The 22,952-nt window shown below is 61.0% G+C and carries 23 protein-coding genes; 14 read left to right on the top strand and 9 right to left on the bottom strand.

The window, feature by feature from the left end; all coding sequences use genetic code 11:
- Positions 1 to 207: 207 nt before the first annotated feature.
- Positions 208 to 948: a hypothetical protein gene (locus QLG10_RS24715; protein ID WP_110755171.1), complete on the top strand. Its 741-nt coding sequence runs from the start codon at positions 208 to 210 to the stop codon at positions 946 to 948.
- A gap of 36 nt (positions 949 to 984) precedes the next feature.
- Here QLG10_RS24715 and QLG10_RS24710 read toward each other — a convergent pair whose 3' ends face one another.
- Positions 985 to 1,788, bottom strand: a complete 804-nt coding sequence (locus QLG10_RS24710; RefSeq protein WP_110755172.1) for a hypothetical protein — start codon at positions 1,786 to 1,788, stop codon at positions 985 to 987.
- Between the two features lie 361 nt (positions 1,789 to 2,149).
- On the opposite strand from QLG10_RS24710, the gene QLG10_RS24705 reads away from it, so the two are divergent.
- From QLG10_RS24705 to argE, 4 genes are read left to right on the top strand one after another with little or no spacing between them, the layout of a single operon-like run.
- Positions 2,150 to 3,460 carry an NAD(P)/FAD-dependent oxidoreductase gene (locus QLG10_RS24705; RefSeq protein ID WP_020798303.1) on the top strand — a complete coding sequence of 437 codons (1,311 nt, stop codon included), beginning with the start codon at positions 2,150 to 2,152 and terminating at the stop codon, positions 3,458 to 3,460.
- 51 nt (positions 3,461 to 3,511) lie between these two features.
- Entirely contained in the window at positions 3,512 to 3,928 is a 417-nt protein-coding gene (locus QLG10_RS24700) for a RidA family protein (protein ID WP_008058648.1), read from the top strand.
- A gap of 11 nt (positions 3,929 to 3,939) precedes the next feature.
- Entirely contained in the window at positions 3,940 to 4,617 is a 678-nt protein-coding gene (locus tag QLG10_RS24695; RefSeq protein WP_188265655.1) for a DUF1028 domain-containing protein, read from the top strand.
- Complete coding sequence (argE, locus tag QLG10_RS24690) at positions 4,614 to 5,765, top strand: acetylornithine deacetylase (protein WP_188265656.1); 1,152 nt, start codon at positions 4,614 to 4,616, stop codon at positions 5,763 to 5,765. Before QLG10_RS24695 ends, argE begins: the two co-directional genes overlap by 4 nt.
- A gap of 15 nt (positions 5,766 to 5,780) precedes the next feature.
- Here argE and QLG10_RS24685 read toward each other — a convergent pair whose 3' ends face one another.
- Entirely contained in the window at positions 5,781 to 6,692 is a 912-nt protein-coding gene (locus QLG10_RS24685) for a LysR substrate-binding domain-containing protein (protein ID WP_020798306.1), read from the bottom strand.
- A 232-nt stretch (positions 6,693 to 6,924) separates the two neighbouring features.
- Between QLG10_RS24685 and QLG10_RS24680 the strand changes: the two genes are divergently transcribed.
- The 3 genes from QLG10_RS24680 to QLG10_RS24670 all read left to right on the top strand — a co-directional run bounded on the left by QLG10_RS24680 (position 6,925) and on the right by QLG10_RS24670 (position 9,647).
- A complete protein-coding gene (locus QLG10_RS24680; RefSeq protein WP_110755176.1) occupies positions 6,925 to 8,340 on the top strand; it encodes a cytosine permease in 1,416 nt (471 codons plus the stop codon).
- Positions 8,341 to 8,959: 619 nt separating this feature from the next.
- Positions 8,960 to 9,385 (top strand): hypothetical protein, encoded by a 426-nt coding sequence (locus QLG10_RS24675; RefSeq protein WP_083349273.1) that lies wholly within the window; start codon positions 8,960 to 8,962, stop codon positions 9,383 to 9,385.
- Positions 9,386 to 9,452: 67 nt separating this feature from the next.
- Positions 9,453 to 9,647 carry a PLDc N-terminal domain-containing protein gene (locus tag QLG10_RS24670; RefSeq protein WP_020798446.1) on the top strand — a complete coding sequence of 65 codons (195 nt, stop codon included), beginning with the start codon at positions 9,453 to 9,455 and terminating at the stop codon, positions 9,645 to 9,647.
- Positions 9,648 to 9,677: 30 nt separating this feature from the next.
- On the opposite strand, the gene QLG10_RS24665 is transcribed toward QLG10_RS24670, so the two are convergent.
- The 4 genes from QLG10_RS24665 to QLG10_RS24650 form a co-directional block, all read right to left on the bottom strand.
- Positions 9,678 to 10,226, bottom strand: coding sequence for a cupin domain-containing protein (locus QLG10_RS24665; protein ID WP_007895886.1), 549 nt, complete (start codon positions 10,224 to 10,226; stop codon positions 9,678 to 9,680).
- A 274-nt stretch (positions 10,227 to 10,500) separates the two neighbouring features.
- Complete coding sequence (locus QLG10_RS24660; RefSeq protein WP_180205668.1) at positions 10,501 to 11,784, bottom strand: FAD-binding oxidoreductase; 1,284 nt, start codon at positions 11,782 to 11,784, stop codon at positions 10,501 to 10,503.
- Positions 11,785 to 11,840: 56 nt separating this feature from the next.
- Complete coding sequence (locus tag QLG10_RS24655; RefSeq protein WP_110755178.1) at positions 11,841 to 13,331, bottom strand: aldehyde dehydrogenase; 1,491 nt, start codon at positions 13,329 to 13,331, stop codon at positions 11,841 to 11,843.
- 190 nt (positions 13,332 to 13,521) lie between these two features.
- Positions 13,522 to 14,898, bottom strand: a complete 1,377-nt coding sequence (locus tag QLG10_RS24650; protein ID WP_083349274.1) for a glutamine synthetase family protein — start codon at positions 14,896 to 14,898, stop codon at positions 13,522 to 13,524.
- A gap of 280 nt (positions 14,899 to 15,178) precedes the next feature.
- Between QLG10_RS24650 and QLG10_RS24645 the strand changes: the two genes are divergently transcribed.
- The 5 genes from QLG10_RS24645 (at position 15,179) to QLG10_RS24625 (ending at position 20,465) form a co-directional block, all read left to right on the top strand.
- Positions 15,179 to 15,940, top strand: a complete 762-nt coding sequence (locus QLG10_RS24645) for a gamma-glutamyl-gamma-aminobutyrate hydrolase family protein (protein WP_188265565.1) — start codon at positions 15,179 to 15,181, stop codon at positions 15,938 to 15,940.
- A gap of 333 nt (positions 15,941 to 16,273) precedes the next feature.
- Positions 16,274 to 17,416 carry a polyamine ABC transporter ATP-binding protein gene (gene potA, locus QLG10_RS24640; protein WP_110755180.1) on the top strand — a complete coding sequence of 381 codons (1,143 nt, stop codon included), beginning with the start codon at positions 16,274 to 16,276 and terminating at the stop codon, positions 17,414 to 17,416.
- Between the two features lie 29 nt (positions 17,417 to 17,445).
- The gene (locus QLG10_RS24635) at positions 17,446 to 18,327 is read left to right on the top strand and encodes an ABC transporter permease subunit (protein WP_171017102.1); all 882 of its coding nucleotides are present in this window, start codon (positions 17,446 to 17,448) and stop codon (positions 18,325 to 18,327) included.
- The gene (locus QLG10_RS24630) at positions 18,324 to 19,208 is read left to right on the top strand and encodes an ABC transporter permease subunit (protein WP_282488199.1); all 885 of its coding nucleotides are present in this window, start codon (positions 18,324 to 18,326) and stop codon (positions 19,206 to 19,208) included. The genes QLG10_RS24635 and QLG10_RS24630 overlap by 4 nt, the downstream gene beginning before the upstream one ends.
- 159 nt (positions 19,209 to 19,367) lie before the next feature.
- On the top strand, positions 19,368 to 20,465 hold the full coding sequence (locus tag QLG10_RS24625) for a polyamine ABC transporter substrate-binding protein (protein ID WP_282488198.1): 1,098 nt from the start codon (positions 19,368 to 19,370) through the stop codon (positions 20,463 to 20,465).
- Between the two features lie 148 nt (positions 20,466 to 20,613).
- Here the strand turns inward: QLG10_RS24625 and thpR are convergent, their stop codons facing one another.
- Complete coding sequence (gene thpR, locus QLG10_RS24620; protein WP_110755209.1) at positions 20,614 to 21,153, bottom strand: RNA 2',3'-cyclic phosphodiesterase; 540 nt, start codon at positions 21,151 to 21,153, stop codon at positions 20,614 to 20,616.
- A 110-nt stretch (positions 21,154 to 21,263) separates the two neighbouring features.
- Here thpR and QLG10_RS24615 point away from each other — a divergent pair, with 110 nt between their 5' ends.
- The gene (locus QLG10_RS24615; protein WP_008063752.1) at positions 21,264 to 21,458 is read left to right on the top strand and encodes a hypothetical protein; all 195 of its coding nucleotides are present in this window, start codon (positions 21,264 to 21,266) and stop codon (positions 21,456 to 21,458) included.
- A gap of 14 nt (positions 21,459 to 21,472) precedes the next feature.
- Here the strand turns inward: QLG10_RS24615 and QLG10_RS24610 are convergent, their stop codons facing one another.
- A complete protein-coding gene (locus QLG10_RS24610) occupies positions 21,473 to 21,826 on the bottom strand; it encodes a DUF1428 domain-containing protein (protein ID WP_110755210.1) in 354 nt (117 codons plus the stop codon).
- A gap of 15 nt (positions 21,827 to 21,841) precedes the next feature.
- Positions 21,842 to 22,906, bottom strand: coding sequence for a hypothetical protein (locus QLG10_RS24605; protein WP_188265564.1), 1,065 nt, complete (start codon positions 22,904 to 22,906; stop codon positions 21,842 to 21,844).
- Positions 22,907 to 22,952: the final 46 nt, after the last annotated feature.

Below are 22,952 nucleotides of genomic sequence, written 5' to 3'. Positions count from 1 at the left end.
TACAAATAAGCACGATGGCACAGGTGGGAGCCGGCCGGTTGGCCGCCTTGCAGTTGGCGCCATTGATACAACCCGGTTACTCGCCTGTAACGCCATGACACTTGGGCACCCTGCCCCTTGCGCCTAGATTGAAACCTTCGATGGACCGACCGGCTAGACCGCTCGCGCCCACCGACTGCCCAACACACCACCAAGGAAGAGGGAGCCATGAGCAAATCAATCGCTGTCAGCCAACAAAGCCAGCAGCTTCACAACGATGTGCAAGAAGCCGTCAAGTCGATCATGGGTGCAACCACCGCGCTGAAGTCCACCGATTACGGTCGGGTCTTCAGGTCCGTCCTGGCGGCTTCACAAAAAACCGTCACCATTGAAATTGCCCCCGGCGACCTGACCCTGCTGAAAAAGTCCGGCTACAAGCTGTGCTTTGCCAAGAAAGTCGGCACGGCCGACTACAACGTGGTCTGGCAGTCCTACAGTGCTTACCTCAGCAACAACGAATTCAGCTGGACGCCGCTGTATCAGCTGTTCGCCTCCAACGTGTTCAAGGAAAACGTGCAAGTCAAAGTCTCGACCAATATCGTCAATATCGGTCTGGGGCAAACTTCGACACTCGATGAGCACGGCCTGCTGAGCCCGGCAGTAACGGGCGGCCCTGAGGTGTCCGTGACGTTCGTCAACAACTTCGCGCCGATCCATCCTGGCATCAACCAGTTGTCCACCGGCATCGATGGCAACCAGGTCAGCACGCCGATCTACGTGGCCGTCAATCAGGTGGTCACCGGCAACACCGTACTGACCCCCGTGGAAACCATCCTCGTGTGGTTCGAACAGGATGTGCAGACCAGCACCATGTTCAGTACCTCACGCTCCAAGGCGATCGAAATCGACCTGACGTTCGATAACACCGCAGGTCGCCTTTACGAAGGCGGTCAATGGAAAACCGTTTGACGGGCGCACACCGGGGCAACCTCGCGGTTGCCCCGTCTATTCGTCGAACGTGCCTCGTGCAAAATAGCCCGTCAACGACAGACAGATAGAGGCTGCCAGGTCCTCCTGGGTAGCGATGCCATAGGGTTGGTTGCGATCGAACTGTGCAGACCAGCGAATCCTCCCCTGCGCCACATCCACCAACCGCAGCGACGCCCGGACCCGCGCCGGCTCGACCCGTACGCTGCCTTCCAGGCAATAGCAGTAACGGCCGCCACACCGCGCATCCGCTGTTTTCACAGGGCTGCGCGGCATCCTTATCAACACGTGGTTGCCACCGGTCTGTGCCTGCTCGAACGACTCGAACAGGCGACAACTGAGCTCCTCGCACAAGCCACGGGTAAAGTCATCGCCCTCACGGGTAATGCAGGTAAAGGGCTGGATCTGCAACACAGGATGGTGCGCGGTCAATGAGTGGGGCCGCAGCCGCTGATAGGCCAGGCGATAACAACCGGGTGGAATGCTCAGCCTCACAGGCTCCTGCCGCCCCACCGTGGCGTAATGGCTGGCGAGTTTGCGGCGCAGCCGCCCCACCTGCACCCGCACCACCGGATCGTCACCGGTGCAATACACCGCCGGATCCCGACGAAACACGGCGATGCCAATGGCGTGCTCGGTCAGGGGGATAGTGGGCGATTGCAGGTCGTGCTCGACCAGAAAACGCAGCAGGCTGCCCATGCGCCTGGACCTGGCGAACAACGGACTGGCCAGCAGCAACGCCAGCACCTGCTCCATCTCATCAGGATCGAGCGGCACGGCAGTACCCTCGGCACTTGCAGGACCTGTATTTTTGATCACCATTGCCTGCCTCCGTGCAGGTTGCCGACAATCGTTTGCCCCTTCCAGTGAAGGGGGATGTGGGTACGGGAGTCCTACTCCCTGGCCACGTGTGACACCGGCCATAGGCAGGCCAGGACGTGGCAAGGTCGAAGCTTAGCAGCCGTGATGGAACGGGCAGGATATTGCAGTGTTTACAGCGTTCGGGCCGACGAACGTTCAATCCCAAGCCCGGTCAATCCGCCGCCCCAAACGCTCTGCATCAATTATTTATACTCAAATGCCAGCTTAATAATATTTTACCGATATCAGGCTGATCCCTAGTCTTGAGCCCAAGAAATGGCAGGTCGACGCAGACCTTAATCCAACTTCGAAGGGCAAAGAGATGACCATTGATAAAACAATAATAGATACCTTGATTGTTGGCGCCGGCCAGGCCGGCGTCGCCATGAGTGAACACCTGAGCAAGCTCGGCGTGCCGCACCTGGTGCTGGAGCGCAACCGTATCGCCGAGCGCTGGCGCACCGGCCGCTGGGATTCGCTGGTGGCCAATGGTCCGGCATGGCACGACCGTTTTCCGGGCCTGGAATTCGACGATATCAGCCCCGATGGTTTTGCCCCCAAGGAGCGCGTGGCCGATTACTTCGAAGCGTATGCCCGCAAGTTCAAGGCGCCGATCCGCACCGGCGTGGAAGTGAAGAAAGTCGAACGCAATGTCGGCCGCCCGGGCTTCACCATCGAGACCTCCCAAGGCGTGATCGAGGCCAGCCGCGTGGTGGCTGCCACGGGGCCCTTCCAGCGTCCGGTGATCCCGCCGATCGCCCCCAAAGATGCACAATTACTGCAGATCCACTCCGCCGACTATCGCAATCCCGGACAATTGCCCGAGGGCGCCGTGCTGGTGGTGGGCGCAGGTTCCTCGGGGGTGCAGATCGCCGATGAACTGCAGCGCTCGGGCAAGCAGGTCTACCTGTCGGTGGGGGCCCACGATCGCCCGCCCCGCGCCTATCGCAATCGCGATTTCTGCTGGTGGCTGGGCGTGCTCGGCGAATGGGACCAGGCCGCCATGAAACCCGGTCGCGAACACGTGACCATCGCCGTCAGTGGCGCCCAGGGTGGTCGCACCGTGGATTTCCGTGGCCTGGCGCATGCCGGCATGGTGCTGGTGGGCCTGACCCAAGCGTTCAATGGCAGCGTGGCGACCTTCCAGCCGAACCTGGCGGAGAACCTGGCGCGGGGCGATGAGAACTACCTGGCGCTGCTCGATGCCGCCGATGCCTACATTGAACGCAATGGCCTGGACCTGCCGGAAGAACCCGAGGCGCGTCATACCTTCCCGGAGCCGGACTGTGTCACCCAGCCGATCCTCGAGCTCGACCTGGCCAAGGCCGGCGTGACATCGATCATCTGGGCCACCGGTTTTGCCGTGGACTACAGCTGGCTGAAGGTCGACGCCTTTGACGACAACGGCAAGCCGCAGCACCAGCGCGGTGTGTCCAGCGAACCTGGCGTGTATTTCCTTGGCCTGCCCTGGCAGTCCCGCCGTGGCTCCTCGTTCATCTGGGGCGTGTGGCATGACGCCAAGTATGTGGCTGATCACATCGCCATCCAGCGCACCTACCTCGAGTACCGCGATGCTGGCCAACGGGAGGCCGAAAACGCCCCGGCCGCTAACAAGACAACCGTCAGCGCTTGATATCTGCCCGGCGCGTGAACCGCGCCGGGCCCCATACTTCAGGAGTTTTAAATGACTACGCCAACCCATACCCGCATCCGCATGTTCAACACCAAGGAAACCTACCCGAACCAGAGCCTGGACAACGACCTGTGCCAGGCCGTCCGCGCCGGCAATACCGTCTATGTGCGTGGCCAGGTCGGCACCGATTTCGAAGGTAACCTCGTTGGCCTCGGCGATCCGCGGGCACAGACCGAGCAAGCCATGCGCAACGTCAAGCAACTGCTGGAAGAAGCCGGCAGCGACCTGAGCCACATCGTCAAGACCACCACCTACCTGATCGACCCGCGCTACCGCGAACCGGTGTATCAGGAAGTGGGCAAGTGGCTCAAAGGCGTGTTCCCGATTTCCACCGGGCTGGTGGTGACGGCATTGGGTCAGCCGCAGTGGCTGATGGAGATTGATGTAATCGCGGTGATCCCGGAATAAGGAGCACAGCCATGACCTTTTCCATCGCCGCCCGCTGCCCCGAAACCGGCCAGTTCGGCATCGCCATCAGCTCCTCGAGCATCGCCGTCGGCGCCCGCTGCCCCTGGTTGCTGCCCGGTGTGGGTGCCGTCTCCACGCAAAACATCACCCTGCCCTCCCTTGGCCCGGAAACCCTCGCCCTGATGGAGCAAGGCCTCGCACCTGCCGGGGCCCTGGACAAGGTGCTGACACGCAACGGCTACAGCCAGTACCGGCAGATCATTGCCATCGACCACCTCGGCCGCACCGCGCACTTCAGCGGTGCGCAAACCCTGGGCAAGCACAATGCGGTGTCCGGCGAGCAATGCGTGGCGGCCGGCAACATGCTCGCGGCCCCCGGCGTAATCGAGGCCATGGTCAGCGCCTTCGAACAGGCCGAAGGCCATCTGGCCGACCGATTGCTCGCGGCGATGCAAGGTGGCATGGCGGCCGGTGGCGAAGCCGGGCCGGTGCATTCGGCTGCGGTGCTGGTTGTCGGGGAACTGACCTGGCCGATCGTCAACCTGCGGGTCGACTGGGCCGATGAAGACCCGATTGGCCAGCTGCAAAAACTCTGGCAGGCCTACCGTCCGCAAGTCCAGGACTATATCGACCGCGCCCTGGCGCCCGACAGGTCCCCTGGCTATGGTGTCGCCGGAGACGATCGATGAGCGCCAGCCGCGATCTGCTCGCAACGCTGGTGGCGTTCGACACCACCAGCCGCGAATCCAACCTGCACCTGATCGAGTTTGTCCGCGACTACCTCGCAGGTTTCGATGTGCCGTGCCAACTGGTCTACAACCAGGAGCGCAGCAAGGCCAATCTGTTTGCCACGATCGGCCCGGCGGACCGGCCAGGCATCGTGCTCTCGGGGCACACCGACGTGGTGCCCGTCGACGGCCAGCCGTGGACCGTTGCGCCGTTCCAGCTCACCGAACTAGGGGGCAAACTGTACGGTCGCGGCACGGCGGACATGAAGGGCTACATCGCCTGCGTGCTCGCCCTGGTGCCATCGCTGGTGCAGGCCTCGTTGCGACTGCCGGTGCATATCGCCCTGTCCTACGATGAAGAAGTCGGCTGCCTGGGCGTACGCTCCCTGCTCAAGGCCCTGGAACAACGACCGGTCAAACCCATGCTGTGCATCATTGGCGAACCCACCGAACTCAAACCGGTGCTGGGCCACAAGGGCAAGCTGGCGATGCGCTGTGACATCCACGGTCACGCCTGCCATTCGGCCTACGCCCCGCTTGGGGTGAATGCCATCGAATACGCGGCCGAGCTGGTCAGTGAACTGGGGCGCATCGGCCAACGGCTCAAGGCCCCCGAGCTCCATGACGCGCGTTTCGATCCACCGTTCTCCACGGTGCAGACCGGCGTGATTGGCGGCGGCAAGGCCTTGAACATCGTCCCGGCCGACTGCCGCTTCGACTTCGAAGTACGCGCCCTGCCCTCACATGACCCGCGCCGGGTGGCGCAGGAACTGCAGGCCTACGCCGAGCAGCAACTGTTGCCGCGCATGCGCGCCGTGAGTGAGCACAGCGAGATCCGTTTCAGTGAATTGTCGGCGTACCCCGGCCTGGCCACCGATGCCCGCAGCGAAGCCGCTGAATTGATCGCTGCATTTTCCGGTTCCCGGGACTTCGGCACGGTGGCGTTCGGCACCGAGGGCGGCCTGTTCGATGCGGCGGGAATCCCGACGGTGGTGTGTGGCCCGGGCAGCATGGAGCAAGGCCATAAACCCGATGAGTTCGTCAGCCTGGAACAACTACAGGGCTGCGATGCGATGCTGCAACGGATGCTGTTGGCGATCAGCAACTGATAACTGGCCCAGGACTCAGGTGTAGAGTCGGGCCAGTTCTTCCTGACAGTAGTCCACGAACAGCTGCACCGGCTTGGTCAGCTGCGCCCTGCGCAACCACGCCGCGGACAACCCGGAGCCGGTCACGGCTTCGGCCAGCGGCACGCACACGACTTTTTGCCCGTCATAGGTGTATTCGGAAAACGGTTTGGTCACCAGGATCGAAAAGCCGAAACCCCGTCCTACCATCCCCCGTACCATTTCGATCGAAGGCGAACTGAAGACGATATTGGGCGTCAGCCCGCGCTCTTCGAAGATGCTCACGAAATAGGTTCGGCTGGGCACCACATCCAGCAGGATCATCGGCTCCAGCACCAGGTCGTGCAGCGAAACTTTCGCCTGCTGCGCGAAGCGGTGGTCCGCGGGAAGCAAGGCGTAGGGTTGCTGCGGCGGCATCAGTGCCACCGTCTCGATCGTGCTGTCCAGGTCGTGTTCGAAGACCATGGCCATGTCGATACTGCCGGCGGTCAACGCTTGCACCAACTCCTGCTGCTCGCCATCGCGAATGCGGATTTCCACCCCCGGCCAACGTGCCTTGAAACCGGCGATCAGGCGCGGCAGGTACAGCGGCGCCACGGTTTCAAAACAGCCGATGTCAATCTGCCCCGCCACCACGTCGTTGTCCGCCAGGGCATTTTGCTCAAACTCATGGGCGACCCGCAGCAGCTCCTGGGCCTTGCGGTAGAACCGCGAGCCGCTCGGCGTCAGTGAGACGCCCTGGGCGTGATGGCGGATGAACAGTTGCACGCCAAAACTCTCTTCCAGGTGCTTGATCGCCGTCGACACCGATGGCTGCGCGATATAGAGCTTGCGCGAAGCCTCGGCCACGCTGCCGCAGTCGGCCGTTGTGACGAAATATCTGAGTTGGCGCAGGTTGTAAGCGGCCATGGGGACCTCCGGAAAGTCAAGGAATCGACAGCGCCCACAAGGGTTTTGCGTCAAGGCTGAACATACCGGAGGCGAGCGCAGCCACGGCATATATTTTTTAAGGTTTGAGGCAACAAACTTACTAATTTATCTATCCCGATCCATTGCACATGATCGCTCCAACAAGAAAAGCGTCGTTCGCGCGGCGCTCACCGAAGTACGTCCACGTACTCACTTTGCCTTGGAGTTCATCATGGTAACCACTGCAGCAACGAGCGCCCCGCTCATCGAGAAACACACGATCGGCTACGTGCCGCCGCAAGATCGTCATGGCAAGACCCGAGACCTGTTCACCCTGTGGTTCGGTGGCAACATCGCCCCCTTGCCCATCGTCACCGGCGCCCTCGGCGTGCAGATGTTCCACCTGAACCTGGTCTGGGGCATCGTCGCCATCCTCGTTGGCCACCTGGTCGGCGGCGTGCTGATGGCCCTGCACTCGGCCCAGGGACCGCAGATGGGTATCCCGCAGATGATCCAGAGCCGCGCCCAGTTCGGCTCCCTGGGTGCGCTGCTGGTGGTGCTGATCGCCGGCGTCATGTACATCGGCTTCTTCGCGTCCAACATCGTGCTGGCCGGCAAATCCCTGCACGGCGTGGTTGATAGTGTGCCGGTACCGGTGGGCATCGTCATTGGTGCCCTGGGTTCGGGCATCATCGGCATCATCGGCTATCGCTTCATCCACGTGCTCAACCGTATCGGCACCTGGGTATTGGGCATCGGCATCGTGCTGGGCTTCGGTTACATCCTGACCCACGTGCAGACGGACGATTTCCTCACCCGTGGCGGTTTCAACATTTCCGGCTGGCTGGCAACGGTTTCCCTGGCCGCGCTGTGGCAAATCGCCTTCGCACCCTACGTGTCCGACTACTCGCGCTACCTGCCGGCCAACGTGCCCGTGGCGGCTACCTTCTGGACCACCTACCTGGGCACGGTGCTCGGTTCCAGCCTCTCGTTTGTCTTCGGCGCCGTCGCCGTACTGGCCACGCCGGTCGGCATGGACACCATGGACGCGGTCAAGCTCGCCACCGGATCCATCGGCCCGCTGATGCTGGTGCTGTTCCTGCTCAGCGTCATCAGCCACAACGCGCTCAACCTCTATGGCGCCGTGCTGTCGCTGATCACCCTGGTACAAACCTTCGCCTACCGCTGGATCCCCACCGCCAAGAGCCGCGCCGTGCTCTCGGTCATTGTGCTCGCGGCCTGCTGCTTTGCCGCCGTCGGTGCCTCCGCTGACTTCATCGGCCACTTCGTCGACATGGTGTTGGTATTGCTGGTGGTGTTGGTGCCGTGGACGGCGATCAACCTGATCGACTTCTACGCCATTCACAAAGGCAAGTACGACATCGATTCGATCTTCCACGTCGATGGCGGTATCTACGGTCGCTACAATCCCCAGGCGCTGCTCGCCTACGCGATCGGCATCGTGGTGCAGATCCCGTTCATGAACACGCCGCTGTACGTCGGACCGATTTCCGAGCACATCAACGGCGCGGATTTGTCCTGGTTGGTGGGCCTGTTGATTACGTCGCCGCTGTACTGGTGGCTGGCCAATCGTGACAGTGCGTACAAGCGTCGGTTGACGGGCGGGAAGCTGGCGGCCAACGTTTAATCGCGCCGATAACCCGCATGATGAAGCCCCGCAGATTTGTAGTTTAGGCTGGGTGTATATCCGTTGCTGCGGTAACGGCTACTTAGGGTTTGGCCCTTACGGCGAGTCACTTGGAAGCACGGAACGCCGCCCGGCCCCAAGTAACCAAGGGCTCTTGCCCCTGGCGATCGGTGGCTCGCTAGGGCTCGCCATACCCTCGCTCCGGTCCTGCTCCGTGGGTCGCCGCGATGGGCCATCCATGGCCCCGCGCGGCTAAACCGGCATCCTTGCCGGTTTACCCACTGCGCAGAACCTCCACTCGGCCTCTCGAGGGGGCAAGAAAATCAAAAGCCAGATCAAGATCAAACGCGAAAGCGAGGCGGCCTGACAGCCGACCTGATTTCGCGGATGTACTCATCCTTCTGTAGGAGCGAGCCTGCTCGCGAAAAATGTCCAGACAACGCGTTCATCCAGACAGGGCGCGTTATCGTTGACGTCCATCGTCGGAACGCCGCCCGGAGCATGCTCGCTCCTACAGGCCCCCTTTAAATCAGGGGAACCCCGTACCTCATCGCGTTTTCAAATCACTGTCGGCGCCACTTCCCGATCAGGCAAAGGCGCCATTGCAGAGGAAATCCCGATGAACCGTCGACTTCTGCTCCTGATCGCCAGCCTCATTCCCGGCCTGGCCGCCGCCGAAGGCTGTGACGTGCTGACGCGATCGCAAAGCGCTGCCGTTCCCGTGGTCGAGACTCACAGCTGTTATGAATACGAAGGCATGCCGGTCAATGCCATCGATTGGTCCTGCAGCAATGAGAGCAAGGACATGCTGGCCAGCACCAAGAAAAAGGTCGAACAGTGCGCCGATCACTATCAAGCGTCCTGCGTCGCCACGCTGACCCAGGAGTCCCTGGCCAACCCACACTCCACCAGCAAGGACAAGAACAGCACGTCACTGAACATTCCCGACAGCGCCAAGGTCACCACCTATTACTACGATGCCCAGCACATTGACCAGGCCAGGATCGATTGCGAGTCCGGTGGCGGACACTGGAAAGCCAGGTAGCGGCGAAAATTAAATGAACCCCGCGATTGCACGGCCACCTAACTGACTGACTATCAGGAGGTGGCTCATGCAAATAGAAACGCTATGGATCGTATCGGCGGCAGTGCTGCTGGCGCTTGAATTGTGGGCGATCAACCGGGTGCGCAAAAGCGCAGGGAACGCCAGCAACAAGGGGGTATGGATGGTGCTGATCGTGTTTGTGCCATTGATTGGCCTGGTACTGTGGGCCCTGGCAGGGCCCAAGCACGTTGCCCAGGCGTAATTCGGCGATTGGCGTCCTGGTGCCGGTTCGTCAGAAGTTCGCCGGGGTGTTCGCACTGATGATTTCCGCCTCATCCGCGCCGATGTTCCTGAACCGGTGCGGCAATGTCGTGGGGAAATAGTACCCGTCACCGGCATTGAGCACGCTGATCTGCCCGTCCACCGTCAGCTCGACGGTGCCACGGGTGACCAGCCCGCACTCTTCGCCTTCGGAATGCACGATCGGCTCTTCACCGGAACTGGCGCCCGGCGCGTATTGTTCGCGCAGCAGTCGCATCTGCCGGCTCGGCACGGACGCGCCGATCAGCAGCAGGCGCAGGCCGTGGCGGCCGAGGTCAGGCTGCTCGTTGGCGCGGAACACGTATTGATGCTCGCGTGGCGGTTGATCGAAGGTGAAGAAGTCGGCCAGGGACATGGGAATGCCTTCAAGCAGCTTTTTCAGCGAGCTGACGGAAGGACTGACGCGATTCTGTTCGATCAGGGAAATGGTGGCATTGGTGACGCCGCTACGCCGGGCCAGCTCGCGCTGGGACAGCTTGTAGCTTTCGCGTACTAATTTGAGTCGTGAGCCCGTGTCCATGACAGCCTTATGTGCTTGGTACGCAAGGGTAATGGGGGTGGAGAGCAGGCGTAGATCGCGCCGTTTTCCGGTCCCGGAAACGTTAAAGGCGGCTATTAAATCACGTTTGTGGGTGTTGCTGTAGGAGCTGCCGCAGGCTGCGATCTTTTGATCTTTTGATCGTCAAAAGCAAGATCAAACGATCGCAGCCTGCGGCAGCTCCTACAGGAGTACGGGGTGTTTCAGGTAAAAAGCCGGCAGTACCTGATTGGGGTGCCTGCCGGTGAGGTAAAGTCTAGATGCCGAAACGGTCTCGCAGCGAGTAGTACACGGCGCCGAGGGCGGTCAACGGAGCCGAGAAGGTGCGCCCGCCGATCATCGGCATGTGCGGCAAGGATGCAAACGCGTCAAACCGCTCGGCGTCACCGCGGATCATTTCCGAGATCAGTTTACCGGCCAGGTGCGAGCACGTAACGCCGTGACCACTGTAGCCTTGCATGTAGTAGGCGTTTTTCTCGATACGGCCGAATTGCGGCATGCGCGACATGGTCAGCAGGAAGTTGCCGGTCCAGCGGTAGTCGATCTTCACATCCTTCAACTGCGGGAAGGTCTTGAGGATCTTCGGGCGGATCAGTTGTTCGATGTCGTCCGGCTCACGGGCGCCGTAGACCACGCCGCCGCCGTAGAGCAGGCGGTTGTCGCGGGTCAGGCGGTAGTAATCGAGCAGGTAGTTGCAGTCTTCGACGCAATAGTTGTTGGTGATCAGGCTGCGGGCAACTTTTTCCGGCAACGGCTCGGTCACGACGATTTGCGAACCGCACGGCATGCTCTTGCTGGTTACGCGGTTGTCGAGGCCCTGTGGCAGGTAGGCGTTACCGGCGATCAGCAGGTACTTGGCCTTTACCACGCCTTTGGCGGTGCGCACGGTGATCGGCTCACCGTAGGTGATTTCCACCGCCGCCGATTGCTCGTAGATCTTGCCACCCAGGCCGATGATCGCCGAGGCTTCGCCGAGGGCCAGGTTCAGCGGATGAATGTGCCCGCCCTGCATGTCCAGCAGGCCACCGACGTAGGCATTGGAACCCACTTCGCGCTTGATGTCGGCCGCGTCGAGCATTTTCAGATTCTTGTTGCCGTAGCGCTCCCAGCTCTTCTTCTGCTCGGCCAGGCCCTTGAGTTGCTTGTTGTTCATCGCAGCGAAGATGCCACCGGGGCGGTAGTCGCACTGGATGTCGTAGTGCTGTATGCGCTGACGAATGATGTCCGCGCCTTCGAAGATCATGCTGCCGAGGATTTCGGCGGTCTTGTCGCCGTAGCGCTCTTCGATGACATCGACGTCGCGGCTGTAGGAGTTGACCAATTGGCCGCCGTTGCGACCACTGGCGCCGAAGCCGACCTTGGCCGCTTCGAGCACGGTGACGCTATAGCCCGCTTCGGCGAGGAACAGCGCCGAGGACAGGCCGGTGTAGCCGGCGCCGATCACGCAGACGTCGCAGTCCACCGCCCCTTCCAGTACCGGGAAATCACCGGTGAAGTTGCGAGTGGCGGCGTAGTAGCTATTAACATGTGCTTGTTTCATAGGTTTCTCCGATGGGCACCGGCAAGAGGCCGGTGACCGTCGCTTTTTTATAGGTCTTAGAGCTTGATCCAGGTCGCCTTGAGTTCGGTGTACTTGTCGAACGCGTGCAGCGATTTGTCCCGACCGTTACCCGACTGCTTGAACCCGCCGAACGGCGCGGTCATGTCGCCGCCGTCGTACTGGTTGACCCAGACGCTGCCGGCACGCAGGCCACGGGCGAAAGTGTGGGCCTTGCTCAGGTTGCTGGTCCACACGCCGGCGGCCAGGCCGAAGATGCTGTCGTTGGCGATCGCCAGGGCTTCTTCGGCGGTGTCGAAGGTGATGACCGACAGCACCGGGCCAAAAATTTCTTCCCGGGCGATGGTCATGGCGTTGGTCACGCCGTCGAAAACAGCCGGTTCCACATACAGCCCACCGGTTTCTTCGAGGGTGCGCTGGCCGCCCGCGATCAACTCGGCGCCCTGTTCCCTGCCGATATCGATGTAGCGCAATACGTTGTCCAGTTGACGCTGGTCGACGACCGCGCCGACGGTGGTCGAAGGATCAAGCGCATGCCCCGGCTTCCAGGCTTGCAGGGCTTCCACCAACAATGGCATGAACTGCTCGCGGATCGAACGCTCCACCAGCAAGCGCGAACCGGCGGTGCAGACTTCGCCCTGGTTGAAGGCAATGCCGCTGGCTGCCGCTTGCGCCGCCGCGCGCAGGTCCGGCGCATCGGCAAACACCACGTTCGGACTCTTGCCCCCCGCTTCTGCCCAGACGCGTTTCATGTTGCTTTGCCCGGCGTAGATCATCAGTTGCTTGGCAATCGCCGTGGAGCCGGTGAAGGCCAGCACGTCGACGTCCATGTGTAACGCCAGCGCCTTGCCGACGGTGTGACCGTAGCCCGGCAAGACGTTGAAAACACCTTTCGGGATGCCCGCTTCCAGTGCCAGCTGCGCGATGCGAATGGCCGTCAGCGGCGACTTTTCCGAAGGCTTGAGGATGAACGAGTTACCTGCCGCCAGGGCCGGGGCGAATTTCCAGCTGGCCATGATCAGCGGGAAGTTCCACGGCACGATGGCCGCGACCACGCCGGCCGGTTCGCGCGTCACCAGGCCAAGCTGATCGCGGGGCGTGGCAGCGACTTCGTCGTAGATCTTGTCGATGGCTTCGGCGGTCCAGCGAATCGCGTTGGCGGTCGCCGGAATGTCGACGTTCATCGAGTCGCTGATCGGCTTGCCCATGTCGAGGGTTTCGAGCAGCGCGAGCTCTTCCTGGTTGGCCAGGATCAAGTCGGCGAAGCGGATCAGCACGCGCTTGCGCTCGGCCGGAGCCAGGTTGGCCCAGACGCCGGATTCGAAGGTGCGACGGGCAACGGCGACGGCGGCGTTGGCATCGGCTTCGTCGGTGCTGGCCACATTCGCCAGGAAACGACCGTCCACCGGGCTGATGCATTCGAACGTGGCGCCGCTGGCGGCCGCGCAGTACTGGCCGTCGATGAAGGCGCGGCTTTCGATGTTGAGGGACTGGAAGCGTTGCTCCCAGTCGCTGCGAGTGATTGTCATGGTTGTGACTCGACGCAGGGGAATATTGGATATCGGTGTGTCAGACGATGGGTGCTGACTGATCGACCGCCTTCGCTGGCAAGCCAGCTCCTACAGTTGCTCTATGCCGTTCATAGATGCCGCGCCCGACACACAACCCTGTAGGAGCTGGCTTGCCAGCGAAGGCTGTGCATCAGGCGACATCGACGAATCAGACGGTATGCAAGTACCAGTTGTACTCAAGGTCGGAGATGGAGTTCTCGAACTCGGCCAGCTCGCTTTCCTTGCACGCCACGAACACGTCGATGTACATCGGGTCGATATAACGGGCCATGACTTCGCTGTCGTCCAGCTCGCGCAGGGCATCGCGCAGGTTGTTCGGCAGGCTCTGTTCGTTCTGCTCGTAGCTGTTGCCTTCCACCGGGGCGCCCGGTTCGATCTGGTTGGTCAGGCCGTGGTGCACGCCGGCCAGAACCGAAGCCATCAACAGGTACGGGTTGGCGTCGGCACCGGCCACGCGGTGCTCGATGCGCACGGCGTCCGGTGAACCGGTCGGCACGCGAACCGCTACGGTACGGTTGTCGACGCCCCAGCTCGGCGAGTTCGGCACGTAGAACTGCGCGCCGAAACGACGGTAGGAGTTGACGTTCGGGCAAAGGAACGCCATCTGCGCTGGCAGGGTCTCGAGCACACCGCCGATCGCGTGACGCAGCGCGGCGTTCTGCTCGGGATCCTCGCTGGCAAAGATGTTGTTGCCTTCCTTGTCGAGAATCGAAATGTGCACGTGCAGACCGTTACCCGCCTGGCCTGGGTACGGCTTGGCCATGAAGGTGGTGTCCATCTCGTGGTCGTAGGCGATGTTTTTCACCAGACGCTTGAGCAACACCGCGTAGTCGCAGGCCTTTATAGGGTCGGCCACGTGGTGCAGGTTGACTTCGAACTGCGCCGGGGCGCTTTCCTTGACAATGGCGTCAGCCGGGATGCCCTGCTCTTTCGCGCCTTCGAGGATGTCCTGCAGGCAGTCGACGTATTCGTCGAGGTCGTCGATCAGGTACACCTGGGTCGACATCGGACGCTTGCCGGACACCGGCGAACGTGGCGACTGTGGACGACCGTTCACGTTGTCCTGGTCGATCAGGTAGAACTCCAGTTCGAACGCGGCGCAGATGGTCAGGCCCATGTCGTCGAACTTGCGCACCACATTAGCCAACACTTCCCGCGGGTCGGCGAAGAACGGCTGGCCTTCGAGTTCGTGCATGGTCATCAGCAGTTGCGCGGTTGGGCGCTTCTGCCATGGCTCGATGCTCAGGGTGCCAGGGATCGGATAGCAGATCCGGTCGGAGTCGCCAATGTCCAGGCCCAGGCCGGTGCTTTCCACCGTGGAGCCATTGATGTCCAGCGCAAACAGGGACGCCGGCAGGTTGATGCCTTTCTCGTAAACCTTATGAAGACTGGTGCGTTCGATGCGCTTGCCGCGCACCACACCGTTCATATCCGCAATCAGAAGGTCGACGTACAAAACCTCAGGATATTTCTTAAGGAATGCGTTTGCTTCGTTGAGTTGAACGGTACGCAGAGGGACCGACATGATGCACCTATTAGCTGTTAATTATTATGTTCACCGCCCTTTCACGTAGCCAGTCAATCCGAAAGGCAAAGTGAAGTCAATAGCGAACACTCAGCCTTTAAGCGTTTATTTTCGGGCCTTTCAGAGGCACGAGAGTGCCAGATCATCCTTGAAACACGCGTAAATCCTCGTCTTCAGACGTGCGGCGTTTAGAATTTTTTACATGAGAGTTGTTAATTAAAATCAACAAGGCTAAGCTCCGGAAAAGCTCGTTCAAGTGTGAAACTTCGAGGTGATAAAAATGGCATTCAAGCCATTGATCGGCGTTACTGCATGCGTCAAACAGATTGGCCTGCACCCCTACCACATCAGCGGTGACAAGTACTTGCGTGCTGTCAGCGTTGCCGCGCTGGGGCTGCCCGTGGTCATTCCTTCCCTGGGCGACCTGACCGAAATCGAAGACCTGCTACCGCAGCTCGACGGTCTGTTGCTGACCGGCTCGCCGTCGAATGTGGAGCCCTTCCACTATCAAGGCCCCGCCAGCGCTCCCGGCACCGAACACGATCCCCAGCGGGATCAAACCACCCTCCCCCTGATTCGCGCGGCGATTGCCGCCGGCGTTCCGGTGCTCGGCATCTGCCGCGGCTTTCAGGAGATGAACGTGGCGTTCGGTGGCAGCCTGCATCAGAAGGTCCATGAACTGCCCGGCTTGCTCGATCATCGTGAAGCCGACCATCCCGACCTCGCGGTGCAATACGCACCGGCGCACGCCGTCGATGTGCAGCCCGGTGGTGTGTTCCAGGCGCTGGACCTGCCCCCGCAGTTCCAGGTCAATTCGATTCACAGCCAGGGCATCGACCGACTCGCGCCCGGCCTGCGCGCCGAAGCACTCGCGCCGGACGGCTTGATCGAAGCGGTCTCGGTGGAGCACAGCAAGGCCTTTGCCCTCGGCGTGCAATGGCACCCGGAATGGCAGGTCCTTGAAAACCCGCCGTACCTGAAAATTTTCCAGGCGTTTGGTGACGCATGCCGACAACGGGCGGCGCTGCGTAACGCACGCTGACGTAACAATCGATCAATCCATTTACTGCCCCCGTGGGTGGCGGGCGAGCCTTTGCGCGCCCGCCGCCCACGACAACAACACACTGCAATAACAACAAGTACCGCAGCCAGGAAGGCGGCACCGGATAAACCCGGACGGGGCATCCAGCGCAATCCCCTGTAGGAGCTGGCGAAGCCTGCGATCTTTTGATCTTGATTTTGAAAAGCAAAGTCAAAAGATCGCAGGCTTCGCCAGCTCCTACAGGGATCGCGACCCACTGACCGCTCGGGTTTGCAATCAACTATTAAGCCAGGCCGCGTTGGCCCGGCGAACGAAACCTGTTGGGAGTTTCACATGGCAAACGCCTCCAGCATCTACAGGAAGGCTCTTGAAGGTCACCAGGCACCGAAAAAGGTGTTGGTGAAAGTCGACCGCGTCACCAAGAAGTTCGACGAGACCACCGCAGTGGACGATGTGTCCCTGGAAATCCATCAGGGTGAAATCTTTGCCCTGCTCGGTGGTTCCGGTTCCGGTAAATCGACGCTGCTGCGCATGCTCGCCGGCTTCGAGCGCCCGACTGAAGGGCGCATCCTGCTCGACGGCGTGGACATCACCGACATGCCGCCGTACGAGCGGCCGATCAACATGATGTTCCAGTCCTATGCCCTGTTCCCGCACATGACCGTGGCGCAGAACATCGCCTTCGGCCTCAAGCAGGACCGGTTGCCCGCCAGTGAAATCGATGCCCGCGTCGAAGAAATGCTGCGCCTGGTGCACATGACCCAGTACGCCAGGCGCAAGCCGCATCAGTTGTCCGGCGGTCAGCGTCAGCGCGTGGCATTGGCCCGCTCCCTGGCCAAACGTCCAAAGCTGTTGCTGCTCGACGAACCGATGGGTGCGCTGGACAAAAAACTGCGCTCACAAATGCAGCTGGAGCTGGTCGAGATCATCGAGCGCGTCGGCGTGACCTGCGTCATGGTGACCCACGACCAGGAAGAAGCCATGACCATGGCCCAGCGTATTGCGATCATGCACCTGGGCTGGATCGCCCAGATCGGCAGCCCGGTGGACATCTATGAAGCGCCAGTCAGCCGCATGGTCTGCGAATTCATCGGCAACGTGAACGCCTTCGAAGGCACCGTGGTGGAAGACCTGGAAGGTCACGCGATCATTCACAGCACGGATCTGGAGCAGAAGATCTACGTCGGTCACGGCGTCAGCACTTCGGTGCAGGACAAGTCGATCACCTACGCCATTCGCCCGGAAAAACTGCTGGTCAGCACCACCAAGCCCGACACCCGCTACAACTGGTCCAGCGGCACCGTGCATGACATCGCCTACCTCGGCGGCCACTCGGTGTTCTACGTCAAGCTGCCTGGCGGCAAGGTCGTGCAATCGTTCATGGCCAACGCCGAACGCCGTGGCGCACGTCCGACCTGGGACGATCAGGTCTACGTGTGGTGGGAAGACGACAGCGGCGTGGTACTGCGCGCATGAGAACCTTCAATCAGCAATTCCTGCGCCTGGTGCCCAGCGGACGAAAACTGGTCATCGGCATCCCGTTCCTGTGGCTGTGCCTGTTCTTCATGCTGCCGTTTTTCCTGGTGATGAAGATCAGCTTCTCGGAAGCAGCCCTGGCCATTCCGCCCTACTCGGAGATCTACACTTACGCCGAGCAGAAATTCAATCTGCTGCTCAACATCGGCAACTACACGTTGCTGGGCGAAGATGAGCTGTACCTCTCGGCTTACCTGGGTTCGTTGAAGGTTGCGCTGTTCAGTACGCTGATGTGCCTGGTGATCGGTTTTCCGATGGCCTATGCCATTACCAAGGCAAGCAAGGAAGCACAGAACGTGCTGATGCTGCTGATCATGATGCCGACCTGGACCGCGATCCTGATCCGCGTTTATGCGTGGATGGGCATCCTCAGCAACAACGGCCTGCTCAACGGCTTTTTGATGTGGACCGGGCTGACCGATCACCCGATCGAGATCCTCAACACCAACACCGCCGTCTATATAGGGGTCGTTTACGCTTACCTGCCGTTCATGATCCTGCCGCTGTACGCCAACCTGGTCAAACACGACCAGAGCCTGCTGGAAGCGGCATCGGATTTGGGTTCGAGCACCTTCAACAGCTTCTGGAAAATCACCGTGCCGTTGGCAAAGAACGGCATCATCGCCGGGTGCATGCTGGTGTTCATTCCGGTGGTCGGTGAGTTCGTGATTCCGGAGCTGTTGGGCGGTCCCGAGACCCTGATGATCGGCCGAGTGCTGTGGCAGGAGTTCTTCAATAACCGCGACTGGCCGGTGGCGTCCGCCCTGGCGGTGGTGATGCTGTTGATTCTGATCGTGCCGATTCTGCTGTTCAACCGCAGCCAGGCCAAAGAGATGGAGGCACGGGGATGAAACGCTTCGGATTTTCAAAGTTCATGCTGGTTTTCGGCCTGTCGTTTATCTACCTGCCGATGCTGATCCTGGTGATCTACTCGTTCAACGCCTCCAAGCTGGTGACGGTGTGGGGTGGCTGGTCGTTCAAGTGGTACGCCGGCCTGCTCGACAACTCGCAACTGATGGGCTCGGTGGTGCGTTCGCTGGAAATCGCCTGCTACACCGCGATTGCCGCGGTGGCGCTGGGGACATTGGCTGCATTCGTGCTGACCCGCGTCACGCGCTTCAAGGGCCGCACGCTGTTCGGTGGCCTGGTGACCGCGCCGCTGGTGATGCCGGAAGTGATCACCGGTCTGTCGTTGTTGCTGCTGTTCGTGGCGATGGCGCAGTTGATCGGCTGGCCGATGGAGCGTGGCATCGTCACGATCTGGATCGCCCACACCACGTTTTGTGCCGCCTACGTTGCAGTGGTAGTCTCCGCGCGCCTTCGCGAGCTGGACCTGTCCATCGAGGAAGCGGCCATGGACCTGGGTGCGAAACCGTTCAAGGTGTTTTTCCTGATCACCATCCCGATGATCGCGCCGTCACTGGCGGCCGGCGGCATGATGTCGTTTGCCCTGTCGCTGGATGACCTGGTATTGGCAAGCTTCGTCTCGGGCCCGGGTTCCACCACCCTGCCGATGGAAGTGTTCTCGGCGGTGCGCCTGGGCGTGAAGCCGGAGATCAATGCCGTGGCCAGCCTGATCCTGTTGGCCGTGTCGATCGTGACCTTCATGGTCTGGTACTTCAGCCGCCGTGCCGAAGCCAGCCGTAAACGGGCGATCCAGGAAGCGATGGACCAGACCGCCAGCGAATCCTGGCAACAACCGAAAAAGCCAATGGTCGGAGCAACGGCCTAGCACCACCCCCTGTAGGAGCGAGCATGCTCGCGATGGACGTCAACGATGTCGCGGGAAACCTGAATCAACGCGGCGTCCTTGAGTTTTTCGTCGGAACGCCGCCCGGAGCAGGCTCGCTCCTACAAGGATTTGAATAAGAAAAGATATGGAGTTGTACCGATGAAAATGTTTGGCAGGACTCTGCTGACACTGTCCTTATTGGGCGCGATCGCCTCGGGCGCCCAGGCCAATGACAAGGTTCTGCGCGTCTATAACTGGTCGGATTACATTGCCCCGGACACCGTCAAGAAGTTCGAAGACGAGACCGGCATCCGCGTGACCTACGATGTCTTCGACAGTAACGAAACCCTTGAAGCTCGCTTGCTGGCGGGCAAGTCCGGCTACGACATCGTCGTGCCGTCCAACAGTTTCCTGGCCAAGCAGATCAAGGCCGGGGTCTATCAGGAGCTGGACAAGTCGAAGCTGCCCAACTGGCAGAACCTCAATCCGGTGCTGCTGAAAAACGCCTCCGCCAGCGACCCGGACAACGCCCATGCCTTCCCGTACATGTGGGGCTCGATCGGCATCGGCTTCAACCCGCAGAAGGTCAAGGAAGTGCTTGGCGCCAACGCCCCGACCAACTCCTGGGACCTGCTGTTCAAACCGGAAAATGCTGAAAAACTCAAAGCCTGCGGCATCAGTTTCCTCGACTCGCCCACCGAGATGATCCCGGCCGCCCTGCACTACCTGGGCTACCCGGTGAACGACAAGGACAAGGCGCAAATCGCCGAAGCCGAAGCACTGTTCATGAAAATCCGCCCATCGGTGGCGTACTTCCATTCCTCGAAGTACATCTCGGACCTGGCCAACGGCAACATCTGCGTGGCCGTCGGTTACTCCGGCGATGTGCTGCAGGCCAAGGCTCGCGCCCAGGAAGCCGGGGACAAGGTGAAGATCGACTACAGCATCCCGAAAGAAGGCGCCGGCAGTTTCTACGACATGGTCGCCATCCCGCGCGATGCCGCCAACGTCGAGAACGCCTACCTGTTCATGAACTTCCTGATGCGCCCGGACATCATTGCCGAGATCACCAACAACATCGGCTACAGCAACGCCAATGCGGCCGCAACGCCGTTGGTGGATGAGGCGATTCGCAATGAGCCGGGCTCGTATCCGCCCGAAGCGGTGATGGCAACCTTGTATGCCATTCCTGACCAGCCGATTGCGGTACAGCGGATCATGACCCGGGGTTGGACCAAGGTGAAACTCGGCCAGTAACCCTACTGAGGATCGTTCCCACGCGCTGCGTGGGAACGATCACATCGCAGCACCATTACATTCATGCAGCGCCTTACCACCGCTGCATCCCTCACCTGGCTCCTCGGTTAAGGTGAAGTTTGGCGCCCTCGGGCGCCTTTTTTTTGGATCAAACACCGCCCAACGGCCACTCGGCCAACGCCCGATAGCGGCCCTTGTGCGATTCGAACAACGCAAAGCGATCAGCACGCAGGACAAACTCGGGTGGCGTGGCGGACTCCGGCACCGGCGCCCGATAGTCACGCGCCAGGGTCAAATGCGGGCGAAATTCCCGTGGCGCATCTTCCAGGCCAAAGGGCAACATGGCCTGCTCCAGGTCATACACCAGCCGCAACAACGCGGGCGATGCCTGCCCGGGTGCCAACACCAAGACCCCTGCCCTGCGCCAGACATCCAGTCGATCGAGCTCCACGGTCAAGCGTTCGCCCGGCGTTCGCACAGACGCGGCAGCCGTGCAGATATCGGCAATCTGCGCGATCGCGACCGCCCCCAGAAACTTCAAGGTCAAATGAAAGTTCTCGACCGGCACCGCACGCCCGCTGCGCAGTTGCAAGGCGCTGCGCCACTGGGCGATGGCCTTGCGTTGCGCCGGCGCGCAGCCGAGCGCGAAAAACAAGCGCTTGAACGGCTCATGGGTTTCGTCATTCATGCCAGATATCTCTGCCGGAAATAACCTGAGTCTACAACCTGCAAGGCCGCTTCTGGCGTCTGCCGGCATGCACGTTATAGTTGATGCAAGCGAACCAACCGGAGGGAAGCATGCGACAGATCCTCAGTAAGGAACCCTGGTGGGCCAAGCCCCCTGAACCCGGTCAGGACGAGCTCAAGCTGGAATGGGGCTGGCTGGTGCATTACAGCGAAGGCGAGCCGCGTTTCGAGTTTGTCCGCGAGCGACCGACCGATGACGAAATCCGCAACCGCAAGAGTTGCCGGATCACCCCGGCGGCGGAGTGAGCCGGCGGTTCGGATCAAGCCTTCACGATCATTTCGAAACCGCCGAAAATCATCCTTTGACCGTCGAATGGCATGGGATTGACGTCCGGTTGCACCCGCGGATCGCTCATCAGTTTCGCCATCCCGGCGTCGCGCGTGGGCTTGTCCGGCCAGACGATCCAGGAAAACACCACGGTTTCGTCCTCTTTTAGTTTCACCGCCATGGGAAACGAGGTCACCTTGCCGTCAGGCACGTCGTCGCCCCAGCACTCGGCGAGGCTGAGCGCGCCGTTCTCGATGAAAATGGCAGCGGCCATCTCGGCGTGCTTGCGGAATTTTTCGCGGTTGGCAGTGGGTACGGCAATGACAAAGCCATCAACATAGGACATGAGGTTCTCCTTGGGTCATGGGTTGATCTGTTGATTAGTCGACTGGGTCGGGCTCCAATCGACAGACCCTGGGTCCGTACCGACCGACGGTTGGGCGCTTTGCGCCAGGCTCCCCTCTATCTGCGAGGCCATGTACAAGGTGCCTGCCATCACGCCGGTAGTCGGGTTCTGCAGCAGCTTGGTCCAGGCCTTGTCGAATGTGTTGCCCAGGCTGCTGCGGATCAACGCTTCGCTGTCCGGTCGGTCGTTGGCCTGGATGATCGCCCGAACGCCCGCGACGCCGACGGAAATCAACGCGCCGGCCAACTTGCCCGCTGCCGCCGCAACCGCGCTGGCCGCCCCGCGCGGGGCCATCTCGGCTTCAATGCGTTGACTGGCGCGCTTGGCTACCGGTGCCATGGCGGTGTCCGTCGAGCCTACACCCTTGTCGCCACCGGCTTTGTGGACCTTGTCGACCAGCGCGGCGTACGCCGGCAACGCGCTCAACTGCTCAGCGTGCACCACCTGGAACAGCGAGGCGTCCCTGGCGGGTGGCGGCCCGAGGGCAATCGCGGGAATTTTGCGGATGCGACCATTGAGCTGAGCCATCGGCACGCCATGACGTTGGGAAATTTTCTGCAGTTCTTCCTTCATTATGTCCAGGTAGAACGCCGCTGCCAGGGTGAGAATCGCATCCGGATCCACCTCAAGCGCCGCCGGAGCCAGCACCTTTTCCTGGTACTTCTCCAGCAGATACGCTGCCAGGCGTTTCTCCGTGGCATCCTGCTCGCCCTTGGCACTGATGGTGTACCAACTGACCTTCATCGATAACCATTCCTGGGTCCAGTAACTGCTGAACCAGGGGATGAAGTTTTCTTCGGTCAGCTGATATACCCGGGTGCGCCAGTAATCCATGGCGCCGTGGGCGTAGATTTTGGCCTGTTCGGTGGCCGACTGCGACGCATCGATAATCTCCCGATCCACCTGCTGCCAGGTGCTTGGAGAAATCATGATTTGCGGCACCTCCACCGGCGCAGGCGGAGCCGTGACGCATCCCGCCAACACTACCAGCACGGCGACGATCAGCGAACGAAGGTTCAAGATCGCGGCTCCTGAAGTGTGAGCCGAACGGGAGGTTCGGCGCTCT

It is taken from the genome of Pseudomonas sp. V98_8 (assembly GCF_029967975.1).
Classification (GTDB): domain Bacteria; phylum Pseudomonadota; class Gammaproteobacteria; order Pseudomonadales; family Pseudomonadaceae; genus Aquipseudomonas; species Aquipseudomonas umsongensis.
The sequence above is the reverse complement of the archived record's forward strand: the minus strand, read 5'-3'. Positions and strand labels throughout refer to the sequence as shown.